Origin of the sequence: Streptomyces panaciradicis (assembly GCF_023516615.1) — a bacterium.
In the GTDB taxonomy this organism is placed as follows: Bacteria; Actinomycetota; Actinomycetes; order Streptomycetales; family Streptomycetaceae; genus Streptomyces; species Streptomyces panaciradicis.
The window spans coordinates 1-3,571 of the sequence record NZ_JAMGBF010000288.1; the positions used below are offsets into that span (position 1 = coordinate 1).

Consider the following 3,571-nt stretch of genomic DNA (forward strand, 5'->3'; position numbering starts at 1 on the left):
TCACGGAAGATGTGCACCGCCTCCGACTCCAGGCCGTCCAGGTGCGACACCGTGGTGGCGTCCCGGAGCAGCCCCGCCCGCCCGTGCGTCAAGACCGTCATGCCAGACCCCTCTCGGCCAGGAAGGCGTGCAGCTCGGCGGCCGTGTCGGCCACCGACCTGCCCTCCGTGCGGATCCGCAACTCCGGGGCGTCCGGCTCCTCGTAGGGGTCGTCGATGCCGGTGAGCCCGGTCAGCTCGCCCGCCGCCTGCCGGGCGTACAGGCCCTTGACGTCCCGCACGGAGCAGACCTCGACCGGGGTCGCGACGTGCACCTCCAGGTAGGCGGTGCCGGCCGCGGCGTGCCGGTCGCGGACGGCGGCGCGGGAGGCGGTGTAGGGGGCGATGACCGGGGCCAGGACCAGCACGCCGTGGGAGGCCAGCCGTTGGGCGAGGAACCCGATCCGGGTCACGTTGGTGTGCCGGTCCGCCCGGGTGAAGCCGAGCTCCTGGGAGAGGAACCGGCGGATCTCATCCCCGTCGAGGACCTCGGTGCGCCGGCCGGTGGCGGTCAGCCGCTCGGCGACCGCGCGGGCCAGGGTGGTCTTGCCCGCGCTCGGCAGCCCGGTCAGCCACACGGTGGCGCCGCGCTCGCGGGTGGCGGCGGCCGCGGCGGGTGCCGCTGGGGGTGCGGCGGCCAGGGTGTGAGCCGTGGTCACGGTGATGCCCTCCTGAACGTGAGGTGACGTGCCGGACGAGAGAGGTCCTCAGGCGGTGGCGAACTCGGCCAGGGTCCGGCCCAGCACGTCCATGTCGATCCGGTGCCAGGAACCGGGCAGTTCCAGCGACCGGCCCTCGGGCAGGGCCGCCGCGGTCGCCCGGGCCGCCGCCCGCAGCCAGTCGCTGGTGCCGCTGCTGTTGAGGACCAGCGTCGGGGTCCGGTAGCCGGCGAGCCGGTCCGCCGGGACGCTGCAGTCGCCGCAGATCGCCACGTCGTAGGCGAGGGTGTGGGCGTTGGCCTCGTTCACCGCCCAGATCGGCCCCTGGCGCCACTGCGCGACCGTGTCCGGGGTCAGGCCCAGGAAGCTGCCCAGGTAGTACTCGACCGCCTCCTGACGCCGGTCCTCGGACATCAGCACCCGCAGCGTCTTGGCGACGTTCCACGGGGGCTTGGGAAAGCCCTCGGTGCGGTAGAACGGCTCGTGCAGCGCCAGCCTGGTGATCGGGGCGCCCGCCAGGGCCGCCTCGATGGCGAGGTTCGCGCCCGACGATCCGGCGAACACCACCGCCGACCCGCCGGCCTCCTCGATCACCGCCCAAAGGTCCTCGATCTCGCGGGCGACGGCGTACTGCGGCGCGTCCCCGCTCTCGCCGCGTCCGCGGCGGTCGTAGACGTAGGTGGTGCAGTGCGGCGTCAGTTCGGGCACGAGCGCGTCGAAGATGGTGTGGTCGCGAAACGACCCGTTCAGGAGCACGATCGGCGGACCGTCCCCCGCCTTGTCGTAGGCGATCGTGGTGCCGTCACGGGAAACGACCTTGCGCATACGCACTCCTCACGCCGAGCGGGAGGTGCCCTCACCTCCCCACCTGGCGGCATCTTCGAGTGCCCCGCTGGACCACGGGTCGAAGAACGGTCGTGAGATTCCTGGGCCCCGCTCGCCCGCACACCGTGAACCCGCGGCCCGACACCGGCCTTTTCCGCCCCCCAGGGCTGGGCGGCCCCAGCGGCCCACCAGCGCGGCCACAGCCGCATTCGACTCCCGCCCCGTGTGATGGACCGTGGCGAGACCGAACCCGGCGGTGGCCGTCAGCGGTGCGTCAGGCTCCAGGCGCGCACGGGGCGACAGCAGGCCGGGCCGGTCCCGTCTGCCGCCGACCCTAGGGGAGTGCTCATGAGCGACCGGGCCGAACTCGGTGAGGTGCGTGCCGCCCTCGTGTTGCTGCCCGGTGTGCGGGACGCCGCCGTCCACGCCGCCCGGCACGCCCTGGGCGGCCTGCGGATCGTCGCGCACGTGGTGACGCGCACCCCGCCCGCCGAACTGCGGGCCGCCCTGCGCTCCCGGCTGCCCTCCCACCTGGTCCCGGCCCGTCTGCACCGGGTGCCGCACATCCCCCTGCTGCCCGACGGCCGGACCGACCACCCCGCACTGGCGGCCCTCACCCCGCCCGAACCCGACGCCGCCCCCACCGTGGTGGAGGAGAGCCGGTGGGCCGCGGCGAGCGTGCCGGTCACCCCCCAGCAGCGCGCCCTGCTCCCGCACGCGCTCGCCCACCGCGGCACCGGCCGCTGGGTGCAGCAGCTGCACTGGCGCTGGCGCGGCCCGCTGGACACCGGCCGGTTCACCGCGGCCTGGCAGTCGGTGTTCGCCCACGAAAGCATCCTGCGCGCCGCCTTCGACACCGCCGGCGGGCCCCGCCTGGTCCTGCACGAGCACGTCCGCGCCGAGGTCGTGCGCCACCCGGCCGGCTCCGTCGACTTCGACCACCTCATGGAACGTGACCGGCTGCGCGGCTTCGACCTGCGCTGCCCGGGCCTGCTGCGGCTGCACCTCGTCGACGAAGCAGCCCCCCACGGCGGCAGCCCGCCGTCGGTGCGGATCCTGCTCACCTTCCACACTCTCGCCCTGGACGACTTCAGCGTGGCCGTCCTGCTGGAGGAGTTCTACCGCGCCTACCTCGCCGGGGGCCGCCTGCCCGGCGGCGAACGGCGCCCCGACTGCCGCGACTACGCCCGCTGGCTCGCCGGCCAGGACACCGCGCCCGCCCGCGACTTCTGGTCCGCCGCCGCCCCCGACGCCACCGCCCTGATACGGCCCGGCATCCTGGGCCCGGCCACCCGCATGAGCGGATACGGCCGCGCCGAGACCCGGCTCGGCGCCGCGGCGGCCGGCCGGCTGCGCACCTGGGCGGCCTCCCACGCCGCCACCGAGGCCGGCGCGCTGCAGGCGGTGTGGGCGCTGCTGCTGTACCGGGCGGGCGCCACCACCGGCCCTGCCCTGGTCGGCTTCGGCGTCAGCGTCCTGGGCCGCGGCGTCGCCGTGGACTTCGTCCAGCGGCTGCCCGGCCTGCTGGCCAACTCCCTGCCCCTGACCGTCCGCGTCGACCCCGGCGCGCCCCTGGACCGGCTGCTGGCCGACCTGCGCGAGCAGGCGCTGGAGATGGCCGCCTACGAATGGGTGTCCCTGGAGCAGATCGGCGCCTTCAGCGGGCGCCCGGCGGGCGACGAACTCATCGACAGCCTCGTCGTCTTCGAACACCGACGGCGCGGCTCCGCCACCCTGCGCTCCGCGCTCGCCGCCCAGGGCATCAGCGTCGATGCGCCCCGCCCGGCCGGCACGCCCACCGTCTTCCCCGTCACCCTGCAGGCCCGCCGGGACGCCGACGACGGGCTGCACCTGAGCGCCGTCCACGACCGCGCCCGGCTCGCCGACGCCGACGCGGCCCGCCTGCTGGGCCAGTGCGCCCGCCTGCTGCGCGAACTGCCCCACCTGGCGGGCGGTGCGGCGACCGTGTCCGACGCGCTGGGCGTGCTCGCCGACGAGCCGCCGGCCGCGATGGCCTGCGCGCCCGCAGCGACCGCCGCCGGCGCACCG

General features: G+C 75.7%; 3 protein-coding genes. 1 reads left to right on the plus strand and 2 read right to left on the minus strand.

All coding sequences use genetic code 11. From position 1 onward, the window contains the following. Positions 1–97: 97 nt before the first annotated feature. Together cysC and M8J74_RS43800 are read right to left on the minus strand one after the other, a co-directional pair. Entirely contained in the window at positions 98–703 is a 606-nt protein-coding gene (gene cysC, locus M8J74_RS43795; RefSeq protein WP_372500437.1) for an adenylyl-sulfate kinase, read from the minus strand. Between the two features lie 42 nt (positions 704–745). Continuing rightward, complete coding sequence (locus M8J74_RS43800; RefSeq protein WP_249841723.1) at positions 746–1,522, minus strand: alpha/beta fold hydrolase; 777 nt, start codon at positions 1,520–1,522, stop codon at positions 746–748. Positions 1,523–1,870: 348 nt separating this feature from the next. Here M8J74_RS43800 and M8J74_RS43805 point away from each other — a divergent pair. Then, the coding region (locus M8J74_RS43805) for a condensation domain-containing protein (protein WP_249841724.1) at positions 1,871–3,571 on the plus strand (1,701 nt) is incomplete at its 3' end.